22 protein-coding genes are annotated in these 26,394 nt (G+C 58.6%); 18 read left to right on the top strand and 4 right to left on the bottom strand.

Annotation, left to right across the window (positions count from 1 at the left end):
* The gene (locus QZ869_RS06965) at positions 1-477 is read right to left on the bottom strand and encodes an Lrp/AsnC family transcriptional regulator (protein ID WP_296017081.1); all 477 of its coding nucleotides are present in this window, start codon (positions 475-477) and stop codon (positions 1-3) included.
* Positions 478-603: 126 nt separating this feature from the next.
* Here QZ869_RS06965 and alr point away from each other — a divergent pair, with 126 nt between their 5' ends.
* Positions 604-1,770: an alanine racemase gene (alr, locus tag QZ869_RS06970; protein WP_296103524.1), complete on the top strand. Its 1,167-nt coding sequence runs from the start codon at positions 604-606 to the stop codon at positions 1,768-1,770.
* 7 nt (positions 1,771-1,777) lie between these two features.
* The gene (locus QZ869_RS06975) at positions 1,778-3,034 is read left to right on the top strand and encodes a D-amino acid dehydrogenase (RefSeq protein WP_296103526.1); all 1,257 of its coding nucleotides are present in this window, start codon (positions 1,778-1,780) and stop codon (positions 3,032-3,034) included.
* A gap of 51 nt (positions 3,035-3,085) precedes the next feature.
* Here the strand turns inward: QZ869_RS06975 and QZ869_RS06980 are convergent, their stop codons facing one another.
* Positions 3,086-3,796, bottom strand: coding sequence for a GntR family transcriptional regulator (locus QZ869_RS06980; RefSeq protein ID WP_296103528.1), 711 nt, complete (start codon positions 3,794-3,796; stop codon positions 3,086-3,088).
* A 263-nt stretch (positions 3,797-4,059) separates the two neighbouring features.
* Between QZ869_RS06980 and QZ869_RS06985 the strand changes: the two genes are divergently transcribed.
* The 6 genes from QZ869_RS06985 to QZ869_RS07010 all read left to right on the top strand — a co-directional run bounded on the left by QZ869_RS06985 (position 4,060) and on the right by QZ869_RS07010 (position 9,705).
* Entirely contained in the window at positions 4,060-5,139 is a 1,080-nt protein-coding gene (locus tag QZ869_RS06985) for an ABC transporter ATP-binding protein (protein WP_296103530.1), read from the top strand.
* Positions 5,140-5,170: 31 nt separating this feature from the next.
* Complete coding sequence (locus tag QZ869_RS06990) at positions 5,171-6,460, top strand: PotD/PotF family extracellular solute-binding protein (protein WP_296103532.1); 1,290 nt, start codon at positions 5,171-5,173, stop codon at positions 6,458-6,460.
* Between the two features lie 61 nt (positions 6,461-6,521).
* Positions 6,522-7,433 (top strand): ABC transporter permease, encoded by a 912-nt coding sequence (locus tag QZ869_RS06995; protein WP_296103534.1) that lies wholly within the window; start codon positions 6,522-6,524, stop codon positions 7,431-7,433.
* Between the two features lie 3 nt (positions 7,434-7,436).
* Positions 7,437-8,255, top strand: a complete 819-nt coding sequence (locus tag QZ869_RS07000; protein WP_296103536.1) for an ABC transporter permease — start codon at positions 7,437-7,439, stop codon at positions 8,253-8,255.
* Positions 8,256-8,265: 10 nt separating this feature from the next.
* Positions 8,266-9,012: an aspartate/glutamate racemase family protein gene (locus tag QZ869_RS07005; protein WP_296103539.1), complete on the top strand. Its 747-nt coding sequence runs from the start codon at positions 8,266-8,268 to the stop codon at positions 9,010-9,012.
* A 210-nt stretch (positions 9,013-9,222) separates the two neighbouring features.
* Positions 9,223-9,705 carry a BA14K family protein gene (locus QZ869_RS07010; protein ID WP_296017041.1) on the top strand — a complete coding sequence of 161 codons (483 nt, stop codon included), beginning with the start codon at positions 9,223-9,225 and terminating at the stop codon, positions 9,703-9,705.
* A 45-nt stretch (positions 9,706-9,750) separates the two neighbouring features.
* Here the strand turns inward: QZ869_RS07010 and QZ869_RS07015 are convergent, their stop codons facing one another.
* Positions 9,751-11,106 (bottom strand): sigma-54 dependent transcriptional regulator, encoded by a 1,356-nt coding sequence (locus tag QZ869_RS07015; RefSeq protein ID WP_296103542.1) that lies wholly within the window; start codon positions 11,104-11,106, stop codon positions 9,751-9,753.
* 1 nt (position 11,107) lies between these two features.
* On the bottom strand, positions 11,108-12,928 hold the full coding sequence (locus QZ869_RS07020; RefSeq protein ID WP_296103545.1) for a sensor histidine kinase: 1,821 nt from the start codon (positions 12,926-12,928) through the stop codon (positions 11,108-11,110).
* Positions 12,929-13,185: 257 nt separating this feature from the next.
* Between QZ869_RS07020 and QZ869_RS07025 the strand changes: the two genes are divergently transcribed.
* From QZ869_RS07025 to QZ869_RS07070, 10 genes are all read left to right on the top strand, one after another.
* On the top strand, positions 13,186-14,520 hold the full coding sequence (locus QZ869_RS07025; protein ID WP_296017035.1) for a dicarboxylate/amino acid:cation symporter: 1,335 nt from the start codon (positions 13,186-13,188) through the stop codon (positions 14,518-14,520).
* Positions 14,521-14,638: 118 nt separating this feature from the next.
* Entirely contained in the window at positions 14,639-15,127 is a 489-nt protein-coding gene (locus QZ869_RS07030) for an EamA family transporter (protein ID WP_296103547.1), read from the top strand.
* A 39-nt stretch (positions 15,128-15,166) separates the two neighbouring features.
* A complete protein-coding gene (locus tag QZ869_RS07035) occupies positions 15,167-16,699 on the top strand; it encodes an acyl-CoA carboxylase subunit beta (RefSeq protein WP_296103550.1) in 1,533 nt (510 codons plus the stop codon).
* Positions 16,700-16,710: 11 nt separating this feature from the next.
* Complete coding sequence (locus QZ869_RS07040) at positions 16,711-18,714, top strand: acetyl/propionyl/methylcrotonyl-CoA carboxylase subunit alpha (RefSeq protein WP_296103553.1); 2,004 nt, start codon at positions 16,711-16,713, stop codon at positions 18,712-18,714.
* 103 nt (positions 18,715-18,817) lie between these two features.
* On the top strand, positions 18,818-19,633 hold the full coding sequence (locus QZ869_RS07045) for a MurR/RpiR family transcriptional regulator (RefSeq protein ID WP_296103556.1): 816 nt from the start codon (positions 18,818-18,820) through the stop codon (positions 19,631-19,633).
* A 115-nt stretch (positions 19,634-19,748) separates the two neighbouring features.
* Positions 19,749-21,674, top strand: a complete 1,926-nt coding sequence (gene iolC, locus QZ869_RS07050) for a 5-dehydro-2-deoxygluconokinase (RefSeq protein ID WP_296103647.1) — start codon at positions 19,749-19,751, stop codon at positions 21,672-21,674.
* Positions 21,671-23,494 carry a 3D-(3,5/4)-trihydroxycyclohexane-1,2-dione acylhydrolase (decyclizing) gene (gene iolD, locus QZ869_RS07055; protein WP_296103558.1) on the top strand — a complete coding sequence of 608 codons (1,824 nt, stop codon included), beginning with the start codon at positions 21,671-21,673 and terminating at the stop codon, positions 23,492-23,494. The genes iolC and iolD overlap by 4 nt, the downstream gene beginning before the upstream one ends.
* A 2-nt stretch (positions 23,495-23,496) precedes the next feature.
* Positions 23,497-24,396 carry a myo-inosose-2 dehydratase gene (gene iolE, locus QZ869_RS07060; protein ID WP_296103560.1) on the top strand — a complete coding sequence of 300 codons (900 nt, stop codon included), beginning with the start codon at positions 23,497-23,499 and terminating at the stop codon, positions 24,394-24,396.
* Positions 24,397-24,412: 16 nt separating this feature from the next.
* A complete protein-coding gene (iolB, locus tag QZ869_RS07065; protein ID WP_296099686.1) occupies positions 24,413-25,222 on the top strand; it encodes a 5-deoxy-glucuronate isomerase in 810 nt (269 codons plus the stop codon).
* Positions 25,223-25,262: 40 nt separating this feature from the next.
* Complete coding sequence (locus QZ869_RS07070) at positions 25,263-26,390, top strand: Gfo/Idh/MocA family oxidoreductase (RefSeq protein WP_296103564.1); 1,128 nt, start codon at positions 25,263-25,265, stop codon at positions 26,388-26,390.
* Positions 26,391-26,394 lie beyond the last annotated feature (4 nt).

Raw genomic sequence — 26,394 nt, forward strand, 5'->3', positions numbered from 1 at the left:
CTAGGACTTGCGATCGGACGCTCTCGGTTTGGGAGCAGCCAGCGCGTTGCGGATCGCAAAGCTTGAGTGGATACGCGAGACACCCGGCAGTTTGGAGAGTATATCCTTGTGGACGCGCTCGAAATCGCCCGCCGTCTCCACTTCGACCCGGAGAAAATAATCCGAGCCGCCCGTCATCAGGTAGCACTCTCGCACTTCCGGGTAACGGCGCACGGCATTTTCGAAGCGATTGAGAAAATCTTCCGTCTGCCGGTCGAGCGTGATCTGGACGATGACCGAGATCGCCTCCCCCCCGGCAGCGCTTCCGGTGATTGCCGTATAGCCACGAATGACGCCTTCCCGCTCCAGAATATCGACGCGGCGCAGGCAGGCGGAGGGTGAGAGCCCCACCTCTGCTGCGAGCTTGGCATTGCTGATGCGGGCGTTCAACCGCAATAGCCGGATGATGTGACGGTCGGTGGCGTCGAGTGCAGACATGATTTCATTCCGATTAATCGCATAAAATTGTGAGATCGAGATTTTTATCGAATTTTCTTCGACTCAGACTGCTTAAATTCAACAATCATTGCAATACCCTGTTGCGATAAGACAAGGGGAACGACAATGGACATGACCCTCCAGCCGCAGAAAGCTAAGGGTGGCGCAAGCGGCTATCTGACCATCGATCTTTCAGCGCTTCGCGACAATTATCTCGCGCTTGCCGCCAAGGCCCCGCATTCGATAACGAGCGCGGTGGTGAAGGCTGATGCCTACGGTCTTGGTGCCGATATCGTCGCACCGGCGCTTTACGATGCCGGATGCCGTCATTTCTTCGTCGCCCATATCGATGAGGCTCTATCCCTTCGCCTGCACATTGGCAGCGACGCAAAAATCCTGGTTCTCAACGGCCTTCAGCTCGGCAATGATGTATCCTGCGCAGCGCTCAATATCATTCCGGTTCTGAACTGCCTGGAACAGATCGCACAATGGAGCGCACAGGCCGCGGCACTCGGAAAGACCTTGCCCGCAGCACTGCAGATCGATACCGGCATGTCGCGGCTCGGGCTTGCGCCTTACGAGGTGGATACCCTGCTGGCGACCCCTGACCTTTTGAAGGGCATCGATCTCACCTGCATCATGAGCCATCTGGCCTGCGCCGACGAGCCGGACCATGAGGCGAATGCGGTGCAGCTTGCGGCCATGCGCAAGGCGACCGAGCGTTTCCCCGGCGTACCGATCTGCTTTGCCAATTCCGGCGGCATCTTCCTCGGCACGGATTATCACAATGCGCTGATGCGCCCCGGCATCGCGCTCTATGGCGGAGCGCCGTCGTCCGCTCATCCCAACCCGATGAAGCCGGTCGTCAGCCTCAGCGTTGCCGTGGTGCAGACGCGCACTGTCCCTGCTGAAAGCTTTGTCGGTTACGGCGCGTCACTGCGCACCACGCTAGAAACCCGGCTGGCGACGATTGCGGCAGGCTATGCGGATGGTCTGCCGCGCTCGCTGAGCAGCCGTGGAGCCGCTTACTTCAATGGCGTTCGGCTCCCTATTGCCGGGCGCGTCTCGATGGACAGTATTACGCTCGATATTTCCGCCCTTCCCGAAGGCACGCTGACGCATGGAAGCCTCGTGGAAATCATCGGCCCAAATCAGTCGCTCGAAGCGATTGCCGAGGATGCGGGCACCATAGCTTACGAAATCCTGACGCGGCTCGGCCAGCGCTATCGCCGCCACTATATTCATCCGGAAAAGCAGGCTGCCGCTTCTTCCACCATCATCAGAGACAAGTGAGGCCAGCATGAACATCACCATTCTCGGAGCAGGCGTCATTGGCGTCACATCGGCCTGGTATCTTTCCAAGGCCGGACACACCGTCACTGTCATCGACCGGCAGCCCGCGGCCGCGCTGGAAACCAGCTTCGCCAATGCGGGGGAAGTATCGCCTGGCTATTCCTCCCCCTGGGCGGCACCCGGCATTCCGATGAAGGCGCTGAAATGGCTCTTCATGCAGCACGCGCCTTTGATCATTCGTCCGACTGCCGATCCTGCCGCATGGCGCTGGATGATCCAGATGCTGAGCAACTGCACGGCCGCACGCTACAACGTCAACAAGAGCCGTATGGTGCGCATTGCCGAGTATAGCCGCGACTGCCTGATGGCGCTTCGCGATGAAACCGGCATCCAGTATGACCAGCGCATGCAGGGTACACTGGAAGTTTTCCGCACCCAGAAGCAGTTCGATGGCATCGGCAAGGATGTCGAGGTCTTGAAAGCCGGTGGTGTGCCATACGAAATCCTCGACCGTGCAGCCTGCGTTGCGGCAGAGCCCGGCCTTTCTGCCTCCCGCAGCCAGATTGTAGGCGGCCTACGACTGCCGGGTGACGAGACCGGTGACTGCTTCATGTTCACCTCGGAACTCGCAAGGCTTGCCGAGCAGGCAGGCGTCAAGTTCATCTACGATACCGGCATCATGCGGCCGGTGATTGAGGGCAACCGTATCAAGGCTGTGGAGACCAGTAAGGGCCTGATTGAAGCGGATGTGTTTGTCGGAGCGCTTGGCAGCTACACGCCGCATTTCCTAAAGCATCTCGGCATCGACCTGCCAGTCTATCCGGTAAAGGGCTATTCGATAACGGTGCCGATCGTCGATGAGGCCAAGGCGCCGATCTCCACCGTGATGGATGAGGCGCATAAGGTGGCGATCACGCGCCTGGGAGATCGCATCCGCGTAGGCGGCATGGCGGAAATCGCTGGCTTCAGCAAGGATCTACCCGCCAAGCGGCAGGCCACATTGACGCATTCGGTGGAAGATTTGTTCGGTGGTGCTGGCGATCAGTCCCAAGCCAAGTTCTGGTCCGGATTGCGTCCGATGACACCCGATGGAACTCCGGTGATTGGCGCGACGCGCTTTGCCAACCTCTATCTGAATACCGGCCACGGCACGCTTGGATGGACTATGGCCTGTGGCTCGGCCCGAGTTCTGGCCGATCTGGTGTCCGGCGAAAGACCGGAGATCGAAACCGCCGACCTTGGTATCAGCCGTTACGCGGCATAATTGGACAGCATATCAGTGCCGTGCGCGACTTTAGCGCATGGCCTTTGTCCATTACAGCGAAAGCGCTTCTTTCAGCGCCAGACCATCCTTGATGCGCAGGTCTAGATCGGCTTCGATGTGATCGAGATGAAGCATCATCAGATGATTGGCCTTTTCGACATCGCGCGCTTCAAGTGCATCGAGAATGGCGGAATGATCGCCGTGACCGCAGCTTGAGATGCCTGATCGGCCATAAAGCGCGATGACGAGGGACGAGCGGGCAACAAGTTCGCCCATGAATTTTTCCAATATGGCATTGCCCGCAAGCGACGCCAGCAGCAGATGAAAATCGCCGGACGCCTTGATTTCCGCACGGCGGGCAGAAGGCCCACGCTCATGTTGATGGCGCGTTTCCTGCCCGAGATGGGCACGCAGACTTGCGATGGCGTCGGGCGTGATCCGCTCCACGACAGCCGCCACGACGCCCTGTTCGATCAGACGGCGCGAGGCGAAGACTTGGCGGGCTTCATCCGGCGATGGATTGGAAACGAAAGCACCTCGGTTTCGCTCCATCTTGACCAGACCTTCGAAGGCCAGCATCTGCAAGGCCGCACGCACGACAGTGCGGCTGACATTGAAGAGTGTCCCCACTTCCGCTTCAGACAATTTTGTGCCCGGGGTGAGACGTCTATCCGCAATCGCGTCTCTCAACGTATCGCGAATAGCCTGCGCGCGATCCTCCGGCGCGTTTTCCATGTCAGTCTGCAGTTCCGAGAGCGTCATTGGCGTTTCCCGATTTTCCTCTCTGACTATATCTAAACTGTGCAGGCTAGAAAACTCCAACTCCATATCGCGGCCAAGCAGATTGCATACAATATTGCGCTTCATTGACAACAATAGCTTCTTTTTTGTGCATGCACATAAAATGCCCTGAACAAAGCAGCGGCACTTAAAATAAAACCCGTCCAGTTTCAAACGCTCAACAACGGCGAACCAAAACTGGCACGGCATATGCAAGTTCCTTATCAACAAGCAGGGGAACATGCATGAGCAAAGCTGCCGAGATAGACATCGCCTCCGTCACCAAGGTCTATGGAAGCACCACCGCCGTTCACGCTATCAGTCTAAAGATTCCGGCGGGCAGCTATTGCTGCCTGCTGGGACCGTCGGGCTGCGGCAAGACCTCGACACTGCGAATGATCGCAGGGCATGAGACCATCTCCAGCGGCGATGTTCGCCTCGGAAATACGGTCGTCACGGATCTGCCGCCGGCACAACGTGGCACAGCGATGATGTTCCAGTCCTACGCGCTTTTCCCGCATCTCGATCTCATCGACAACGTCGCCTTCAGCTTGAAGATGAAGGGTGTCGACAAGGAGACTCGTCGGGCCAAAGCGCTTGAGATGCTGAAGCTCATGCAGCTGGAACCCTATGCGACCCGCCGCCCTGCCCAGCTTTCCGGCGGTCAGCAGCAGCGCGTGGCGCTTGCCCGCGCACTGATCACCGATCCGGAAGCCCTGCTTCTCGACGAACCACTCTCGGCGCTCGATCCCTTCCTCAAGATCCGCATGCGCGCCGAGTTGAAGAAGCTCCAGACTTCGCTCGGCATCACCTTCGTCCACGTGACCCATAGCCAGGAAGAGGCCATGGCGCTGGCCGATATCATCGTCGTCATGAATGACGGACGCATCGAGCAGGCCGCAGCGCCGCGCGAGGTGTTCGAGCGCCCTGCGACGGCCTTCGTCGCCCGCTTCATGGGCGACCATAATGTCATTTCCGGCCGTCTGAAGTTCGTCGATGGAGAAGTCGTAACGCTGGAGGTGGCCGGCGGCGGCACCTTCAAGGCCAGTGGCAAGGTCCCGCCGGATGACAGCGTCGATATTGCCGTGCGCACCGACCGCGTGCGCATCGGCCAAGGCGAAGAAGGCCTCGGTTTTACCGGCATCGTGTCCAACGTGGAATATCGCGGCGCCAGCGTGAAGCTTGTCGTCACGGGTGCGGGCATCGACGAATTCAACGTGATTTTGACCGATGCGGTCTTCTTCGAAAATCCGATCAAGGTTGGCGATGCCATACCTCTTTCCTGGAATGCGGCCGATGCCATCGTGCTCGGACGGGTAGAATAACGACCACAAAAACAGCCAGAGGAGAACTAGCATGACCGATGCAAACAAGACGAAAAAAGGTCTGACCCGACGCGGTCTTCTGAAGGCGGGCGCTGCCGCCACAGGTGCTGCCGTCGGTTCCGGACTGATCACCGGCTTCCCCACGATCTGGGCGCAAAACCCGATCACGCTTCGCCAGTTTGGCACAGGCGTTTCCAACATCAATGCGATTGCCGAAAAGTGCAAGGCGGACCTCGGCATCACGCTTGAAATGACGGCAACGGATTCGGACGCAGCCGCACAGCGCGCCGTCACCCAGCCGAACTCATACGATATCGCCGATATCGAGTACTGGATCCTGAAAAAGGTCTATCCGGCGGGCGTGATCCAGCCGATGGAAATCAAGAAGCTGAAATATTACGACAAGATCGTACCGCTGTTCAAAACCGGCAAGCTGACACCCGACAGCGTGATTGCGCAAGGCACGGCACCGCACACGGTGGGCTATGTCGAAAAGCTCGGCGACAAGAAATTTGCCAAGGGTGAGACCGACTACTTTACCATGGTTCCGACTATCTACAATGCCGACACGCTCGGCATCCGCCCGGACCTCGTCGGTCGTGAGATCACCACCTGGGCCGATATCATGGACCCGAAATTCAAGGGCAAGACCTCCATCCTGAACATTCCATCGATCGGCATCATGGATGCTGCGATGATCATGGAAGCCATGGGCAACATCAAATATGCCGACAAGGGCAACATGACGAAGGCGGAAATCGACAAGACGATCGACTTCCTCATTAAGGCCAAGAAGGACGGCCAGTTCCGCGCCTTCTGGAAGAGCTTCGACGAGAGCGTCAACCTCATGGCATCCGGCGAAGTCGTCATCCAGTCGATGTGGTCGCCGGCCGTTGCCGCGGTTCGCTCCAAGGGCATCGCCTGCAAATACCAGCCGCTGAAGGAAGGATATCGTTCCTGGGGTGGCGGTCTTGGCCTTGCCAAGCACCTCAGCGGCGCCAAGCTCGATGCGGCCTATGAATATATCAACTGGTACACATCCGGCTGGGTCGGCGCATACCTCAACCGTCAGGGCTACTACTCCGCCGCCATGGAAACGGCGAAGGAATTCATGACCGCCGACGAGTGGGGCTACTGGGTGGAAGGCAAGCCTGCACAGGGCGACATCATCGCTCCAGACGGCAAGGTCATGGAAAAGGCCGGCGCTGTGCGCGATGGCGGCTCCTTCGAGGAACGCATGGGCAAGGTCGCATGCTGGAACTCCGTCATGGACGAGGACCGTTACATGGTCCGCCGCTGGAACGAGTTCATCGCTGCTTGATGACGTAAGGAGACCGGCGGCTAGCTGCCGCCGGTCACGACAACAACAAAGGGCTCCAGGAATGGCGACGGTCAGATTTATAGGCGTTGGCGAAAAGAAAGAGAAAGCGGGCAAGCCCTTTGCCCTGCCGCCAGGGCTGATCTCCTATATCCAGGCCGCACCTTTGGCGCTGATCCTGGGCTTCTTCCTGCTTCTGCCGATCCTGATGATCGCGGTCGTCAGCTTCTGGGATTACGACTTCGCCCAGATGTATCCAGATTTCGTCACCTTCAACTATACCGAAACGCTCGGTTCATGGGTGACCTGGCAGACATACCTCAACACACTGAAATACGCGTTCATCGTCTGGGCCATCACGCTGTTTCTCGGCTTCTGGGTCGCCTATTTTCTCGCCTTCCATATCCGCACCACCACCATGCAGATGGTGCTTTTCCTCATCTGCACCGTGCCGTTCCTGACCTCCAACATCATCCGCATGATTTCGTGGATTCCGGTGCTGGGCCGCAACGGATTGGTAAACAGCGCGCTGGTCAATATGGGGATTGTTCCCGCACCCATCGAATGGCTGCTCTATTCCGATTTCGCCGTGGTGCTGGCCATGGTGCATCTCTACACGCTCTTCATGGTGACGCCGATCTTCAACACGCTGATGCGCATCGACAAGTCGCTGGTGGAAGCCGCGCGTGATGCGGGCGCGTCCAGCTGGCAAGTGCTGTGGAACGTCATCATTCCCCTGGCAAAGCCCGGCATGGCGATTGGCACCATTTTTGTCGTGACGCTGGTGATGGCGGATTTCTCCACCGTGCAGGTCATGTCCGGCGGGCAGAGCGCCTCGGTCGCCCTGATGATGAAGAACCAGATGTCGCTTCTGCAATATCCGGCGGCGGCAGCAAATGCCGTCGTGCTCCTCGCCCTCGTTCTCCTGATGGTCGCAGGCATCCTGCGGGTCGTCGATATCCGTAAGGAGCTCTGATCCATGCATTCGGAAACACGCGGTCGCGAATTCTACATCCTCGCCATCTTCTTTGCCATCTTCGTGCTGTTTCTGTATGGCCCGCTTTCGGCCATCCTGATCCTTGCCTTCCAGGGACCGAATGGCGGCCTGACCTTCCCGCTGAATGGTGTGTCGTTGCACTGGTTCGCCAATCTCTTCGAGCAGCAGGCGGTCGGCGACTTCGGCGGCTCCTTCCGCCGCTCCTTCATGCTGGGCGTGATGGTGATGATCGTGACGGTTCTGGTCTCGCTTCTGGCCGGTCTTGCCTTCCGTCGCAAATTCATCGGCGCTACGCCGCTTTTCTATCTTGCCGTCGCAAGCCTCGTGGTGCCCTCCATCATCATCTCGCTCGGCATCGGCGTGCTCTTCCAACAGCTCGGCTTCGAGCCCGCATGGAATACTTCCGCCTTCGGGGCGCATCTGACCTGGACCCTTCCTTTCGGCGTCCTCATCATGTTCGCAGTCTTCAACCGCTTCTCGCCATCCTATGAGGAGGCAGCACGCGACTTGGGCGCAAGCTCATGGCAGACCTTCAGCAATGTCGTCCTGCCGATGATCGCGCCAAGTCTGATCGGCGTTGGCCTGTTCGGCTTCACACTGTCCTATGACGAGTTTGCCAGAACCCTAATGACGTCTGGCACATACAACACCCTGCCGCTCGAGATTTATGGCATGACTACCAACGTGACCACGCCGGTCCTCTATGCGCTCGGCGCCGTCACCACCTTCTTCTCCCTAATCGTCATTGGCGCCACGCTTGGCATCATCGTCGCCATGAACCGTCGCCGTCTGAAAGGCTGAACCGCAGATCATGCGCATTCTCGTCGTCAATCCCAACACTACCCAGTCGATGACCCGAACGATCGAGGCGGCGGCAAAAGCCGTAGCCTCTGCCTCGACGGAGGTCATGGCCGTGACCTCTTCGATGGGGCCGGTCTCGATCGAGGGCTATTACGACGAGGTCTTTGCCATTCCGGGCCTTCTGCTGGAGATTGCCAAGGCCGAGAAGAATGGCGCGCAGGCAGCGGTGATTGCCTGCTTCGACGATACGGGGCTCGATGCGGCACGCGCGCTCGCGACCATTCCCGTCATCGGCATCTGTGAGGCAGCCGTCGCAACCGCCGCCTTTATCGCCCAACGTTTCACGGTCGTCACCACTATGGAGCGCTCCCGCCTGCCGCTCGAACATCTCGTGCATCGCTATGGCATGGCGGCACGGGCAAAGGTGCGTGCGGCTGACATTCCGGTTCTTTCATTGGAAGACCCGACTTCGGATGCCCTGCCGCGGCTACGTGCCCAGATCTCATCTGCCCTCAATGAGGACAAGGCGGAAGCCATCGTTTTAGGTTGCGCCGGCATGGCGGATCTGGCGGCGGAGCTTTCGCACGAGTTTGGCGTTCCGGTCATCGATGGCGTGTCGGCGGCGGTTAAACACGCCGAGACGCTGATCTCTCTCAAGCTAACCACGGCAAAGCGCGGAGCCTATGCGGCCCCTGTCGAAAAGCCCTATCTTGGATTGATGAAGGCGTTTTCGCCTGTGCAGATGGCGGCAGGCTGAAGCGCTGTCGATCCTTTTGGGCACAGTCGCGCTCTGCCTATTGGAATTTGCAGATCGTGCCTACAGAAGCAGATTTTGAGGTCTGGAGCTATGATTCAAACGTCTCGGTCCTGCCACAATTCATTCAGCGCCCGTTCAGCCTGCTGACGCTATTTTCTTAACCATCAGATAACAACTGGCGGGTAACCGCCGTTTTGGTGGAAAATGAACATGGCTTCGATTGCAGCTAAATCTCTTCTGGCGCTTGCGGTCTCTGCAACCGTTCTGGCACCCTTGAATACGGCATCTGCAGGCGACTGGCGTCACAGAAATCGCGATGCCGCCATCATCGGTGGCGTTCTTGGTCTTGCCGCAGGTGTAGCCGTCGGCTCTGCCATGTCGCAGCCGCGTTATGAGGAAGAGCCGGTCTATGTCGAGCCGCCTCCGGTTCGTCGTTACCAGACCTATCAGCCGAGCTACAGCTACGACGATCCGGATTATCGCGAGTATCGTCCCGCACCGCGCCCGGTCTACCGTGCCCAACCGGTTTACGAGCCCCAGCCTGTTTACAGACAGCGTCAGGTTTACCGCACAATCGAGCCGTGGTCGCAGTCCTGGTATAACTATTGCTCGCAGCGTTACCGCAGCTTCAACCCGAACAGCGGAACTTATATCGGCAACGATGGCAATAGCCACTTCTGCGTAGCGGGATAACCGCTACAGTCTTGATTTCGAACAGTTAAACCGCTCGGAGTGCCCTCACCTGGGGACGTAATCCGAGCGGTTTATGTTATGGCGCTGCAGCTTGTCGTAAAAGGTCTTTCGCGCAATTCCCAGCGCCGCAATGGTCTCGGCCACATCGCCTTGATGCTTCTCCAGAGTCTCCCGAATAATATCCGCTTCCTGGCGATCCATCCGTTCGCCAAGCGTCCCCGATGCATCACCTCGCTGCACAGGCGCAGAGGCAGTTGCCTGATCGCCCTCGAGACCAAGGACCACACGCTCGGCAAAATGGCCGAGCTCACGCACATTGCCGGGCCATTGATGTTCGTTCAGATGGCGAGAAACGGAGGTGCTGATCTGCGGCACAGGAATGCCGAAGCGGCTGGAGGCCTTGCTGACGAAATGGGAGAAGAGGAGCGGTATGTCCGCTCGGCGTTCACGCAGTGGCGGAATAGACAGCGTCACCACATTCAAACGGTAATAGAGATCCTCGCGGAAATCCTTGCGCTGCTCGGTATCACCCAAATCCACCTTGGCTGCGGCCACGACACGGATGTCGACGGACCGTTCCTCGTTCGAGCCGACCGGGGAAACCTCGCGCATTTCCAGCACGCGCAGCATCTTCACCTGGAGAGCAGGCGGCATGCTTTCGATCTCATCCAGGAACAGCGTGCCGCCGCTGGAATACTCGATGCGACCGATACGTTTCTTCTGCGCGCCGGTGAATGCACCTGCCTCATGGCCGAACAACTCGCTTTCGATCACAGTCTCCGGCAAGGCGCCGCAGTTCAGCGCGACAAAATTTCCCTGTGAGCGCTTCTTGCTCCAGCGGTGAAGCGCCGTAGCAACCACTTCCTTGCCGCTTCCGGTTTCGCCCGCCACCAAAACATCCACATCCGTATCGGCGATGTGGCGCAACGTGCTGCGAAGCCGCTCCATGGCCGGGGTCTGGCCAATGAGCGGCATGTCATCGATCGAGTGCTCAGCCGCCCGCTTCAGCGCTCGGTTCTCCATCACCAGCTTGCGCTTTTCCAGTGCGCGGCGCACGCTTTCCACCATGCGCTCGGCGGGAAAAGGCTTGGAGATAAAATCATAAGCGCCATTCTGAAGCGCGCTGACCGCCATCGGCACATCGCCGTGGCCGGTAATCAGGATGACGGGCAAATCCGCGTCGATCTTCCGGACATGTTCGAAAAACTGCAAGCCATCCATGCCGGGCATGCGCACGTCTGTCACGATCACGCCTTCGAAGTTTTCCTCCAGAGCGTCGAGTGCGAGTTCCGCTTTGGGGAAAGGCATGACCGTCATGCCTTCGAGTTCCAGCGTCTGCCGCATCGCCTTGCGAAGCTGCGAGTCATCATCCACCAGATATACCGTTCCCATCACCGTCATGTCATGCCCGCTTCAAATAAACTGAAAAACACGTGCCACTTTCGCCGGTATCGACCTCGATCCGGCCACCATAATCCGACGCGATATCGCTGGAGATGACGAGACCAAGGCCGAGGCCGCCTTCCTTGGAGGTGTTGAAGGGTGAGAAGAGCTGCTCGAGAATAGGCGCCGCGATGCCTGGCCCGTTGTCGCGAACCTTCAGCACCACATCGTCCTCGTTCTCCTCGGCCCTCACATCGACGCGTCCATCATTTTTCTCCTCGACGGCTTCGAGCGCGTTCTGCAAGAGATTGATGACGATCTGCTCAAGCCGAATGCGGCTTCCCATCACCTTGACGCCCTCATCTGGCAGATCAAGATCGAGAATATCCATGCGGCCGGAGAAGCGGCTTCGCAGCAAGATCACCGCGCCTTCGACAACCAGACGAATGCTGACAGGTTCAGCCGCGGTTCTTCCCTTGCGCGCAAGGATTTTGAGATCGCTGGTGATGACGCCGATACGTTCTGTCAGGCTCGCGATGTTTTCCAGGTTCTCGTCCGCTTCCTCACTGCGCTTCCGTTTCAAAAGCACCCGCGCATTGTCGGCATAGGCGCGAATGGTCGCTACAGGCTGATTGATCTCATGCGCGACACCTGCGGCCACCTGTCCAAGGATAGAGAGCCGGTTAGCCTTGACCAGATCATGCTGAACGCTTTGCAATTCCTTGCCCGTCTGTTCATGGCGCAGAATTTCTGCCTGAAGTTTGTCGCGCGCCATGGTCAGATCGACGGTCCGCTCTTGAACACGGCGTTCCAGTTCTGCACGGTCCCGTTCTGCAGCTGCCTGCGCCTGCTCCGCCTTTAACCGGCGCCGAAGCCAGATTGCCGAGAGGGCAAAAAGGGGCATGAGTGCGGCAAGAGCCACGGTCCGGCTTTCGCGGATTGCGGCATTCGTTGTCGGCGTGACGGGCTGAAGATAGTGCAATGACCATCTGGTCGTCGGGACGGGAAGTTCGAGACGAAGATACTCGCCCTTCAGCGTGGGCGGAGAGTTCACCTCCACCAGCGCCACATCCGGACCGAGTTGCGAGCGAAGTCGCACCGGCATCGGAGAAAGCGCCTCCTCGCCGAACTGAAGACTGGCGGAAATCATCCGCCGTTTGTCTTCATCGATCGAGGCCACAGTCTTGAACCGCCATTCGGGAATGCTGGTCATCAGCACCACGCCGTTGGAATCGACGATATAGACGGGACGCCCGCCGATGTTCCAGTCGCTCTCAAGTCGGTTGAATTCAACCTTGGCGATGACGACGCCGAGCGGCTTTCCATCTGCGCCATCGACCCGCCTTGATATATAGAGCCCCGGCCGGCGGCTGACATTGCCGAGCGCGTAATGCTCCGCCATGCCGGCATCCATCGCCCGTCGGAAATAGTCACGGAAGGCATAATTGGAGCCGACAAAGCTCTCCGAAGTGCGCCAGTTGCTGGATGCTATGGTGACGCCGCTCGCATCCGTCACATAGATAACCGAGGCCTGCGTGCCCTCGATCAACCCTTCCAGCTTTTCATCCAGCCGCTGGACGGCAGCGCCGCCATTTTCAAGCGCCTCGGTGATATCTCGGTCGCGGGAAAGCACGAGCGGCAAAACACGCGGGCGCTCCAGGGCCACGTTTAGCAACGCCGTTTTCAATTCGGCGTCGGTGGTGGCATCGGCAATCAACCGCTTGGTGGCCTGGACACGACCGAGCTTATCGGCTGCGACAAACGCGCCAAAGGCGATGATGAGCCACATCAGTGCGAAGGCCATCCAGCGGAAGCGGGTGCTATTGACGAATACTGACATTGATCGCTCGAAATACCATGCCTTCACTGTGCGGAATTCCACACAAAAGACAAGAGATAGCGAGCGGGAAAATGCACACGCAAAAAGAGTTCCGGCATCCTCAGAAAATAAAGATGATTTATAACAATACCTTATCCGCACTGAAACAAACTGGCATGCTATTTGCTCATGTAGTTTCGAACGGCAGAGGGCCGAGCAAAACGTAAAGGCAAACCCGGGAGGCCGTCAGGGCAGGGTTAAGCCGAGGAGGAACTACAATGATTGACAGCACAGCCGTGGCTGAAAGCCACGCCAGACTGCCGTTTTACCGGCACCTTTATTTCCAGGTTATCGTCGCTATCGCCGCAGGTATCGCACTCGGTCACTTTTACCCGGCTCTTGGCGAACAGCTGAAGCCGCTCGGTGATGGCTTCATCCGTCTAGTCAAGATGATCATCGCACCCGTGATCTTCCTCACAGTCGCAACCGGCATCGCCGGCATGAACGACATGAAGAAGGTCGGTCGCGTTGCTGGCAAGGCGATGATCTACTTCCTGACCTTCTCCACGCTGGCACTCATCGTCGGCATGATCGTTGCCAACGTCGTTCAGCCGGGTGCTGGCATGAATATCGATCCGTCCACGCTGGACGGCAAGGCCGTTGCCACCTACGCCGCCAAGGCGCATGAGCAATCCATTACCGGCTTCCTGATGAACATCATCCCGACGACGATCGTCGGCGCTTTCGCAGAGGGCGATATTCTTCAGGTTCTGTTCTTCTCCGTCCTGTTCGGCATTTCGCTTGGCGTCGTCGGAGAGCGTGGTAAGCCAGTCGTCGATTTCATGCACGCCCTGATGTATCCGATCTTCAAGCTGGTCGCGATCCTGATGAAGGCCGCCCCGATCGGCGCGTTTGGCGCCATGGCGTTTACCATCGGTAAATATGGCATTTCATCGGTTACCAATCTCGCGATGCTGATCGGCACCTTCTATTTCACGTCGCTCGTCTTCGTTCTCGTCATTCTGGGTGCCGTCTGCCGTTATAACGGCTTCTCCATCCTGGCACTGATCCGCTACATCAAGGAAGAACTGCTGCTGGTTCTCGGCACCTCTTCTTCGGAAGCCGCTCTTCCGGGCCTGATGAGCAAGATGGAACGAGCAGGCTGCAAGCGCTCCGTCGTCGGTCTCGTCATTCCAACCGGCTATTCCTTCAACCTCGATGGCACGAACATCTACATGACGCTCGCTGCCCTCTTCATCGCACAGGCAACGGGTATCCACCTGTCCTTCGGTGAGCAGGTTCTGCTGTTGCTCGTCGCAATGCTGAGCTCCAAGGGTGCTGCAGGCATCACTGGTGCGGGCTTCATCACGCTGGCTGCCACGCTCTCGGTCGTACCGTCCGTGCCGGTCGCCGGCATGGCCTTGATCCTCGGCATCGACCGTTTCATGTCCGAGTGCCGCGCACTCACCAACTTCGTCGGCAATGCGGTCGCAACCATCGTTGTGGCACGCTGGGAAGGCGAGCTGGATCAGGAGCAACTGGCCGCGGCGTTGAGAGGCGACGAGCCGAAAATGCTTCCAGACGTTCCGGCAACGGTCGTTCCGGCAGAGTAAGCCACATCATTGACGCACGTCATGCAGAGGCCCGCTTCGTTCGATCGAGGCGGGCCTCTTCTTTTATGGCCAAAGGTCGGTCATGATGGGTTCATCCAATCCTCACCGGCGCTCGATCATGAAAAATCTGTTTCTGTCCTGGCAATTCTGGGCGCTTCTTTCAGCGGGCTTTGCGGCGTTGACTGCCATCTTTGCGAGGATCGGCATCGAAAACGTCAATTCCGATTTCGCCACCTTCATCCGAACTATCGTCATTCTCCTGGCGGCAGCGCTGATGGTCTACATCACCGGAAACTGGCAGAGCCCGGCGACGGTCACGTCACGCACGTGGCTTTTCCTAATTCTCTCGGGGCTTGCAACCGGCGCATCCTGGATCTGCTATTTCCGCGCGCTGAAGATCGGCGATGCGGCGCGTGTTGCGCCGATCGACAAGCTCAGCGTCGTCTTTGTCGCAGTGTTTGCGGTCCTCTTTCTCGGCGAACGGCTTTCTCTTCCGAACTGGCTCGGTGTGATCCTGATCGGCTGCGGCGCGGTTCTCGTCGCCTATCGGGGTAGCCGATTGGACGTTTCATCTGCGACCAAGGCGGCATTTCCATTTAGCGAATAAGACTTTAAGACTGGTCGGCGAATGCGACAGGGAGGTCTCATGCGTTCGGTCCTGCAAGAACTGGAAAGCCGCCGCGCCGAAGCTCGTCTTGGCGGCGGGCAAAAACGTATCGATACGCAGCACGCCAAAGGCAAGTTGACTGCGCGCGAGCGCCTCGACGTCCTGCTCGATGAAGGCTCCTTCGAAGAATACGACATGTACGTGACCCACCGGGCGGTTGACTTCGGCATGGCGGAACAGAAGGTGGCTGGCGATGGCGTTGTGACTGGCTGGGGAACGATCAACGGACGGCAGGTCTATGTCTTCTCTCAAGACTTCACCGTGCTCGGCGGCTCGCTATCGGAAACCCATGCGCAAAAGATTTGCAAGATCATGGACATGGCGGTGCGGGTCGGCGCACCCGTCATCGGCCTCAACGATTCCGGTGGCGCACGTATTCAGGAAGGCGTGTCCTCGCTTGCAGGTTACGCGGAGGTCTTCCGCCGCAATGCCGAAGTCTCTGGCGTCGTTCCACAGATCTCCGTCATCATGGGCCCTTGCGCCGGCGGTGCGGTCTATTCGCCCGCCATGACCGACTTCATCTTCATGGTGCGCGATACCTCCTACATGTTCGTGACCGGTCCGGACGTTGTGAAGACCGTCACCAACGAGATCGTCACCGCCGAAGAGCTGGGTGGCGCCACCACCCACACCAAAAAATCCTCCGTTGCCGATGGCGCCTATGAGAACGATATCGAGGCACTTGAAGCGGTGCGGGCGCTCTTCGATTTCCTCCCTACGAACAACCGGGAGAAGCCGCCAACCCGACCGTTCCATGACGATCCTGCCCGGCTTGAGGCTAGGCTCGACACACTGATCCCTGACAGTTCCAACAAGCCCTATGACATGAAGGAGCTGATCCACGCGATTGCGGATGAGGGCGATTTCTTCGAGTTGCAGGAGGCCTTTGCCAAAAACATCATCACCGGCTTTATCCGCCTTGAAGGAGAGACGGTCGGCGTCGTCGCCAATCAGCCCATGGTGCTGGCCGGATGCCTTGATATCGACAGCTCCCGCAAGGCGGCGAAGTTCGTGCGCTTCTGCGACGCCTTCAATATTCCGATCCTGACCTTGGTGGATGTGCCAGGTTTCCTGCCCGGCGTCGCGCAGGAATATGGCGGCGTCATCAAGCATGGGGCCAAGCTGCTCTTTGCTTATTCGGAAGCGACCGTGCCGATGGTGACGCTGATCACCCGCAAGGCCTATGGCGGCGCTTACGATGTGATGGCGTCGAAACATATCGGGGCCGACGTCAATTACGCCTGGCCAACGGCGGAGATTGCCGTCATGGGCGCCAAGGGTGCGGCTGAGATTCTTTACCGTTCCGAACTGTCGGACCCCGACAAGATCGCGAAACGGACGCGCGAATATGAAGAGCGCTTCGCCAACCCCTTCGTCGCTGCCGAACGCGGCTTCATTGATGAAGTGATCATGCCGCATTCATCGCGCCGCCGCATTGCCCGCGCTTTTGCGTCCCTGCGCAACAAGCAGGTGACGACGCATTGGAAGAAACACGATACGATTCCGTTGTGAGGATGAAGCCTATGTTCAAGAAAATCCTCATTGCCAATCGCGGCGAAATCGCCTGCCGCGTCATTCGCACCGCTAAGAAGTTGGGCATCGTAACAGTCGCAGTTTATTCCGATGCGGATGCCAATGCGCTGCATGTGCGTGAGGCTGACGAGGCCGTGCATATCGGCCCGGCCCCGTCAAACAAGTCCTATATCGTCATCGACAAGATCCTCGAGGCCATTCGCAAAACGGGTGCTGACGCGGTGCATCCGGGCTATGGCTTCCTCTCTGAGAATCCGGCTTTCGCAGCGGCTTTGGAAAAGGAAGGCGTTGCCTTCATTGGCCCGCCGGTCAGAGCCATCGAAGCGATGGGCGACAAGATCACCTCCAAGAAGCTTGCCGCCGAGGCAGGTGTCTCCACCGTTTCCGGCCATATGGGGTTGATCGAGACTGCCGATGAAGCCGTCCGCATCGCATCCGAGATCGGCTATCCTGTGATGATCAAGGCCTCGGCCGGCGGCGGTGGTAAAGGTATGCGCATCGCGTGGAATGATGAGGAGGCCCGCGAGGGCTTCCAGTCATCACGCAACGAAGCAAAAGCATCTTTCGGTGACGATAGGATTTTCATCGAAAAATTCGTCACACAACCGCGTCACATCGAAATTCAGGTTCTCGGCGACCAGCACGGCACGGTGCTTTATCTCGGTGAGCGGGAATGCTCCATTCAACGCCGAAATCAGAAGGTGATCGAAGAGGCTCCCTCTCCTTTTCTCTACGAGGCAACGCGCAAAGCGATGGGCGAGCAGGCTGTCGCACTTGCCAAAGCGGTCGGTTATTTCTCTGCCGGTACGGTGGAATTCATCGTCGACGGCGACCGCAACTTCTACTTCCTGGAAATGAACACCCGGCTTCAGGTGGAGCACCCTGTGACCGAACTCGTAACCGGCATCGATCTCGTAGAGCAGATGATCCGGGTCGCAGCGGGCGAAAAACTGTCTCTCTCTCAAGCGGACATCAAGCTCAATGGTTGGGCCATCGAAAGCCGGCTTTATGCGGAAGATCCTTATCGCAACTTTCTGCCCTCTATCGGTCGGTTAACCCGCTACCGCCCACCGGAAGAGGGCCGAAAGGAGGATGGTACGATCCTTCGCAATGATACCGGCGTTTTCGAGGGCGGCGAAATCTCGATGTATTACGATCCGATGATCGCCAAGCTCTGCAGTTGGGGCGAGACACGGCTCTCCGCTATCGATGCCATGGGCGAGGCGCTGGATCGGTTCGAGGTCGAGGGCATCGGGCACAACCTGCCCTTCCTCTCGGCGGTCATGCAGCATCCTCGTTTCCGTTCCGGCAATCTGACCACCGGCTTTATCGCCGAGGAATTTCCAGACGGTTTTTCCGGAGTGGAGCCGCAGACGCAAGCCGCTGAACGACTGGCGGCGATTGCTGCGGTCATTCACCATCAGGTGCAGAGCCGTGCAGCGCAGATCTCCGGCACCATCGGCAACCATCGCCGCGTTGTCGGCCAAGACTGGGTGGTTCAACTCGGCAAAACCGAGCACCGGATTTCCGTTGATCTTGAGGGCAATCATATCGTGACTCAAGTCGAGCGGGGCGAGAGGCTGGCTGTCGAAACGGACTGGCTGCCTGGCCGCAGCCTTGGCACGTTCCGGCTGGGCGATGCGGTTCTGGCGGTAAAGGTCGACCTGTCGCCATCCTCCATCCGATTACGTTGGCATGGCGTGGATGTCATCGCCCGCGTGCGCAGCCCCCGCGTCGCCGAGCTTGCGCGTCTCATGCCCCAGAAGCTGCCGCCAGACACATCGAAGATGCTGCTTTGCCCCATGCCCGGCGTCATTACATCGATTTCGGTCGCGGCGGGTGACGCGATTGAGGCCGGACAGGCGCTTGCGACGGTGGAAGCCATGAAGATGGAAAACATCCTGCGGGCCGAGCGTAAGGGGCGGGTCGCGAAAGTGGCGGTGAAGGCTGGCGACAGCCTCGCCGTGGATCAGGTGATCCTGGAATTCGAGTGAGCCTATTTAAGGATTGAGAAATTCCGCTTCCCTGTCATGCCTTTTCTGGAATAGATATTCCAATCCAGGAGAGATGATTTCATTTGTGGGGGAGTGAAACGAGATGCAGGGTCTTGCCGCGCCGGCAACGGTGAAGGAGTTCGAGGAAAGACTTGTCGGAGTTGCCCCGAAACTGCCGAAGAGATTGCGGCAGTGCGCGGAATATGTGGCAGCCAATACCGACCGCATCGCCGTTTCCACCGTAGCCGAGATGGCCGAGGCCGCCGGTGTCCAGCCCTCTGCCTTCATGCGTTTTTGCCAGATTCTCGGTTTCTCCGGTTTTTCCGAGATGCAGCGGCTGTTCAAGGAAAGCTATTCCGGTCGCTGGCCGGATTACGACACGCGGCTAACGAACCTGCGCGACAAGGGAGAAGACAGCGGCGGTCGGCTTCTGGCGGAATTCGTCGAGGCCGGGCGTGCATCGCTGGAAAACCTGCTGAAAACCGTCGATCAGGCTGCTTTCGAGACCGCGGTCCAGGTGCTGGCTGGCGCACAAATGATCCATATCGTCGGTTTGCGTCGCTCCTTTCCTGTCGCAAGCTATCTTGCCTACGCGTTCGAGAAAATGCAGGTGCCCTCCATGCTGCATGCCTCCGTCGGCCAGTTGCAGAGCGCAAGCGCAATCCGTCAGGGCGATGTCGTCCTCGCCATCACCTTTGCGCCCTATTCCGCAGAGACGATCGATATTGTTTCCTCAAGTCGTGCCCGCAAGATACCGGTGGTGGCGATCACCGATACCGCAGTAAATCCGCTGCGCCAATTCGATGCCACAGTGCTGACTGTGTCAGAGGTCGATTTCGGTGCATTCCGTTCTCTGTCGGCGACCCTCTGCATTGCGATTGCGCTTGCAGTGGGTGTGGGAACACACAGACAAAATTGAATATTCGTGTTGAAAATAGAAAAAATAGAATTTATGATCCAAATATGAATTAGGGAGAAGAGCGACGGGCGTCCAGTTCCGTCCTTTGTAGCGCATCACGGCGCGGAGGAGACAGATCGTGAAGACACTCGATCTCATCACGATTGGCCGCTCGTCGGTCGATCTTTACGGCGCGCAGATTGGCGGACGTCTGGAGGACATGTCGTCCTTCAACAAGTATATCGGTGGCTCGCCCACCAATATCGCGGCAGGCGCTGCACGGCTTGGTCTGAAGAGTGCCGTCATCACCCGCGTCGGTGACGAACATATGGGGCGTTTCATTCGCGAACAGCTTGTGCGCGAGGGCGTCGATATTCGCGGCGTACAGACGGACAAGGAGCGTCTGACGGCGCTCGTCATTCTTGGCATCCGCGATCAACAGCAATTTCCCTTGATCTTTTATCGCGAGAATTGCGCTGACATGGCGCTAAGCGAAGACGACATCGATCCGGCCTTTATTGGCGAAGCGGGCTGTGTTTGCGCAACCGGCACGCATCTTTCTCATCCCCGCACCGAAGCAGCTGTTTTGAAGGCGTTACGCCTGGCGAGAGAAAGCGGCGCTAAGACGGCGCTCGATATCGACTACCGCCCGAACCTCTGGGGTGTGGCTGGCCATGGTGACGGTGAAAGCCGTTTTGTAGAATCGGCCAAGGTCACACAGAAGCTGCAATCCACCCTCAATCTGTTCGACCTGATCGTCGGTACCGAGGAAGAGTTTCACATCGCCGGCGGCTCCACCGATACGCTGGAAGCGCTGCGCGCCGTCCGGGCAGTCTCAAACGCGACGCTGGTCTGCAAGCGCGGCCCGATGGGCGCAGTGGTATTTCCAGGCGCCATTCCAGACAGTCTCGATGATGGCGAAAGCGGCGAAGGCTTCCCTATCGAAGTCTTCAATGTCCTGGGTGCCGGCGATGGCTTCATGGCGGGGCTGTTCCGTGGATGGCTGCGTGGCGAAGACTGGCCAACGACACTCAAATACGCCAATGCCTGCGGCGCCTTTGCCGTATCGCGCCATGGCTGTACCCCAGCCTACCCAAGCTGGGAGGAGCTGCAATATTTCTTCCGCACCGGCATTCGCAACAAGGCGTTGCGCAAGGACGACGCGCTGGAACAGGTGCATTGGGCGACCAATCGCAAGGGCGACTGGAGCACGATGCGCGTCTTTGCCTTCGACCACCGCATGCAGCTGGAGGCCATTGCAAGGGACGTCGGGGTCGACGACAAGAAGATCGGCTCTTTCAAGAAACTTTGCCTGAAAGCCGCCCATCAGGTTGCCGGTGGGGAGGCTGGTTACGGCATTCTCTGCGACGGACGGCTTGGCCGCGACGCGCTTTATCAGGCGGCAGGTTCGGGCCTGTGGATCGGTCGTCCCGCCGAATGGCCGGGCTCGCGCCCGCTGACGCTGGAGCCGGATCTTGGGCCGGATTGCGGCGGACTGAGTGAATGGCCCGCCGAACACGTGGTCAAGGTGCTGTGCTTCTATCATCCGGACGATGACACCGCGATGCGCGCCGAACAGGAAGAGACAGTCTCGCGTCTCTTCACCGCTGCGCGCCGCAACCGGCTGGAATTTCTGCTGGAGGTGATCCCCTCCAAGGTGGCGCCGATCGATGATAACACGACGGCCCGCATTATAGACCGCTTCTACGAGATTGGCGTCTATCCAGACTGGTGGAAGCTTGAGCCTTTGAAGAGCGTGGAAGCATGGCGTCAGGCGACCGATGCGGTGAAGCATCATGACCCTTACGTTCGTGGTATCGTGGTTCTCGGCCTGGAGGCACCGCAGAGCGAGTTGGAGGAGAGTTTCAGGCTGGCAGCAGGTTTCGATCTGGTGAAGGGATTTGCCGTGGGTCGCACGATTTTTGCCGAGGCTGCGCGCGACTGGCTTTCCGGCAAGGTGAGTGACGAGGAGGCGGTTGCCGACATGGCAGCCCGCTATGATGCGCTTTGCCAGATTTGGGACAAGGCGCGCGCCGCGCATGTAAAGGGAGAGGCAGCGTGAAGACGGTACGACTGACGGCAGCACAGGCGCTGGTGCGTTATTTGGCAGCCCAGATAAATGAGGATGGCGAGCCTTACATCGCCGGCGTTTGGGCGATCTTCGGCCACGGTAATGTGGCTGGCATGGGCGAGGCGCTTTACGGCATCCGCGAGGAACTGCCGACCTATCGCGGCCAGAACGAGCAATCCATGGCGCATGCGGCGATTGCCTACACCAAGCAACTTGGCCGCCGCCGGACGATGGCGGTGACGTCCTCCATCGGTCCCGGCGCACTGAACATGGTAACGGCTGCCGCCCTTGCGCATGTGAACCGTCTGCCCGTCCTGCTGATCCCCGGTGACGTGTTTGCCAATCGCGGGCCGGATCCAGTGCTGCAGCAGATCGAAGACTTCAACGACGGTACAGTCTCGGCCAATGACTGCTTCAAGCCGGTCAGCCGCTATTTTGACCGCATCATGCGCCCCGAACAGCTTCTGACGGCCCTACCCCGCGCCTTCCGTACTATGACCGATCCTGCCGATTGCGGTCCTGTAACACTGTCTTTCTGCCAGGATGTGCAAGCCGAAGCCTATGATTATCCGGAGAACTTCTTCGACATAAAGGTCTGGCGCCAGCGTCGGCCCGAGCCCGACAAAGCAGAGCTGGAAGAAGCGATTGCTGCGCTCAAAGCGGCGAAGAACCCCATCATTGTCGCGGGCGGCGGTGTACATTTTTCCGGCGCTACCGAGACCCTGAAGAGCTTCGCCGAGCGCCACTCCATCCCCGTCATCGAAACACAGGCGGGCAAATCAGCGCTCGCTTGGGACCACGAGATGAATTTTGGCCCTGCCGGTGTCACCGGTGCGTCCAGCGCCAATGCGATTGCCGAAAAGGCGGATCTGGTCTTCGGTGTCGGCACCCGTTTTCAGGATTTTACCACAGGCTCATGGGCGCTGTTCAAGAACCCGGCGCGCAAACTACTGGCGCTCAACGTGCAGCCTTATGACAGCGCCAAGCACAATGCCATCAGCCTGACGGCCGATGCGAAAGTCGGCCTTGAAAAACTGACCGAAGCCTTGGGAAGCCATCGTTATGCCGAACCGGATGCCAGCCTGAAACAGGACTGGTTCGCCAAGGCCGACGCCGTGACCGCGGCACCGAAGGAGGCCAACAGCCTGCCCACGGACATGCAGGTGATCGGCGCGGTACAGCGCGCCTCGCGCGACAATACCGTCGTCATGTGTGCCGCAGGCACCATGCCTGGAGAGCTGCACCAGTTGTGGAAGGCGAAGCTGCCGCTTTCCTACCACATGGAATATGGCTTCTCCTGCATGGGCTACGAGATTGCCGGTGGCCTCGGCATCAAGATGGCAGAGCCCGAGCGCGACGTGATCGTCATGGTGGGCGATGGCTCCTACATGATGATGAATTCGGAGCTTGCCACTGCCGTTGCCATGGGCGTGAAGATCACTGTCGTCATCACCGACAATCGCGGCTATGGCTGCATCAACCGGCTGCAGATGGGCACCGGCGGGGCGGAGTTCAACAATCTGTACGCCCACACCAACCAGAAGAACCCGATCGCCATCGATTTCACCGCGCACGCAGCCAGCATGGGCGCGGATGCGCACAAGGTCTCGACCATCGCCGAACTCGAAACGGCGCTCGATGCGGCGCGCAGCGCGGATGTTCCGACCGTGATCGTCATTGATACCGACCCCTATCCGACACTGAATGCCGGGGGCTACTGGTGGGATGTCGCCGTGCCGGAAGTCTCTGAACGCAATGAAGTCAAACAGGCTCGTGCAGCCTATGAATCCGCACTGAAAGAAAGACGCTGATCATGATCCTTTACGGTACAAACCCCATCGCCTGGAGCAATGACGACGACCGCACGCTCGGCGCTCATATCAGCCTTGAGCAGTGCCTGGACGAAACCTCCAAGATCGGCTTCGACGGCATCGAGAAAGGCCACAAGTTCCCGCAGGAACCGGCAGGCCTCAAGGCGGTGCTGGAGCCCCGCAAGCTGCGCTACGTTTCCGGCTGGCATTCGCTCAACCTTCTGACCAACTCCATCGAAGACGAGAAGGCCGCCATGCAGCCTGCCCTCGACCTTCTGAAGGCGATGGGCTCCAAAGTGATCATCGTCTGCGAAACCTCCAATGCCATCCACGGCGAGGATGCAAAGCCGGTCAACGACCGCCCGAAGCTCGCCGACAGCGAATGGAAGCGCTTTGGCGAAGGCGTTGAAGCGCTGGCGAAACATGCTGCCGATCAAGGTATCGCGCTCGTCTATCACCATCACATGGGCACGATCGTCGAGAGTGAAGACGAGATCGACCGGCTGATGGAGAACACTGGCCCGCATGCCAAGCTGCTGCTCGATACCGGCCATTGCCTGTTCGGCGGCGGCAACCCGGAGCGATTGGCGAAGAAGCATATGGGTCGCGTCGGACACATCCACGCAAAGAATGTACGCCCAGTCATCGCCAAGCAGGTTCGCGACGAGAACCTTTCCTTCCTGGAAGGTGTGCGCCGTGGCGTCTTCACCGTTCCGGGTGACAGCGAGGGCGGCGTCGACTTCCTTCCCGTTCTCAAGATTGCCGCCGAGCATGGCTATAGCGGCTGGCTGGTAATCGAGGCGGAGCAGGATCCGGATGTCCGCAATCCTTTCGAGTATCAGAGCCTCGGCCTGAAATCGTTGCGCGCCTTCGCCCGCGAAGCCGGCCTGGACAAAGGCTGAAAAGAAAGGTCAAGACATGGCAGATCTGCTGCGCAAACCCACCGGCACATCCGGCAAAGTTCATGAGATCACGCCGGAAAGCGCCAATTGGGGCTATGTCGGCTTCGGGCTCTACCATCTGAAGCCTGGCGAAACTGCAACCGAACAAACCGGCGAGACGGAGGTGATTCTCGTTCTCGTCGAGGGCAAGGCGGAAATCTCGTCGGAAGACAAACATTTCGGCGAACTCGGCGACCGCATGAATGTCTTCGAGCGCAAGCCGCCGCATTGCGTCTATATCCCGGCGGGCTCTTCCTGGACCGTTACGGCAACCACCGACTGCACGCTTGGTGTGTGCACCGCACCGGCAAAGCCCGGTCGTGAAGCGCAAGTCATTGGACCGGCGGGAATTACTCTGGCTGAGCGCGGCAAGGGCGGCAACACGCGTTACATCTTCCCGATTGCCATGGAAGATCGCGACGTGGCCGATAGCCTGCTGGTGACAGAAGTCTTCACCCCATCCGGTCACTGGTCGTCCTATCCGCCGCACCGGCACGACGAAGACAACTATCCCGAGATGACCTATCTGGAGGAAACCTACTACCATCGCCTGAACCCGGAGCAGGGCTTCGGCTTCCAGCGCGTCTTCACCGAAGATGGCTCGCTGGACGAGACCATGGCCGTCTCAAGCGGCGATGTGGTGCTGGTACCGAAGGGGCATCACCCCTGCGGCTCTCCCTATGGCTATGAGATGTACTATCTCAACGTCATGGCTGGCCCGATGCGCAAATGGCGTTTCCAGAACCACCCGGATCACGACTGGATTTTCAAACGCGACAATCCTTGATCCTTGCATATCCTCATCCGTCGATTCTTGGGAGGGAATCATGAAGAGCCTAGGCATTGGACTGATTGGCACTGGCTACATGGGCAAGTGCCATGCACTCGCATGGAATAACGTGACCAGTGTCTTCGGCGATGTGCCTCGTCCGCGCCTGGTCACGCTGGCTGAGGTGAACAACGACCTTGCCGCAAGAAAGGCAGAAGAGTTCGGATTTGCCAAGTCCACCGGCAATTGGCATGATCTCCTCGATGATCCGGAAATCGACGTCATTTCGGTGACGACGCCCAACGCTTTTCATCCGGAAATGGCGATTGCAGCACTCGAAGCGGGTAAGCATGTCTGGTGCGAAAAGCCGATGGCACCGGCTTTCAAAGACGCTCTAAACATGCGTGATGCTGCTCGCCGTTCCGGCCGCGTGGCAGTGCTGGGCTACAACTACATTCAAAATCCCGTCATCCGCCACATTCGCAAGCTGCTTGCAGAAGACACTATCGGCGAGGTCAACCACATCCGCCTCGAGATGGACGAAGACTTCATGGCCGATCCTCAGGCACTCTTCTACTGGAAGAGCGAAGCCTCTTCAGGCTACGGTGCGCTCGACGATTTCGGCGTTCATCCATTGTCCTTGATCTTCAACCTCTTCGGTCATGTGAGCAGGGTCATTGCCGACATGAAGAAGCCCTACCCAACTAGGCCGTTGAAAGACGGAACCGCGCGCGAGGTGGAAAACCACGATCTGGCGAGCGTGCTCTTCACCCTCGAAAGCGGAATTTCCGGTGTCTTGATGACCAATCGCTCCGCCTGGGGGCGCAAGGGACGCATCGCGGTGCAGATCTACGGCTCGAAGGGTTCGATTCTTTACGATCAGGAACGGATGAACGAGTTCCAACTCTACACCACCGAAGGCCGGGCTGAAGAGCAGGGTTTCCGCACGATCCTGACAGCGCCGCACCACCGCCCCTATGACCGCTTCATTCCAGCACCCGGTCACGGTCTGGGCTTCAACGACCTGAAAGTCATAGAATGCCGGGAGCTGATAGCAGCGACGGATGGCCAGGAGGCGAATATCATCACCTTCGAGCAGGGCGTCGGCATCGAGCGAAGTGTGCATGCCATGGCGCAGTCCTTCAAAGACAAGCGCTGGATCGAAACGAGCGAAATCGGCGCCTGAAAAC

The organism is uncultured Agrobacterium sp. (genome assembly GCF_913777885.1).
GTDB lineage: Bacteria > Pseudomonadota > Alphaproteobacteria > Rhizobiales > Rhizobiaceae > Agrobacterium.